The sequence below is a fragment of the Sphaerospermopsis reniformis genome, from assembly GCF_005402885.1.
Lineage (GTDB): Bacteria > Cyanobacteriota > Cyanobacteriia > Cyanobacteriales > Nostocaceae > Sphaerospermopsis > Sphaerospermopsis kisseleviana.
The window spans coordinates 1-310 of sequence record NZ_BJCE01000612.1 but is presented as its reverse complement, the minus strand read 5'-3'; the positions used below and the strand labels follow the sequence as shown (position 1 = coordinate 310).

The 310-nt window shown below is 36.5% G+C and carries 1 pseudogene; it reads left to right on the top strand.

Annotated elements, in window-relative coordinates:
• Positions 1-145: pseudogene (locus FFR48_RS29915) on the top strand (transposase); the annotation flags it as partial.
• Positions 146-310 lie beyond the last annotated feature (165 nt).

Below are 310 nucleotides of genomic sequence, written 5' to 3'. Positions count from 1 at the left end.
AGAACAACAGAAAGTATTACGTCCGGTAATTAGGTTATTGAAACGTTATCAATTAGTCATTATTGGCGATAGAGAATTTCATGGTGCTGAATTAAGGAAATGGTTACATAGTCAGGGGTTGAAGTATGTCTTCAGACAGAAAAAAGATACCACATTTCGAGAGAAAAGACAAAAATTCCAACCATTAGACATCTCCGAAAACTATCTAACCTTCACCACAACTGCTTTTGAGGAAATGAAGGTTAAGTGCAAAGATACTCAGATTATACGCTATAATCAGTGCTGAAGATGCCTGCTATTGGGAATTAGC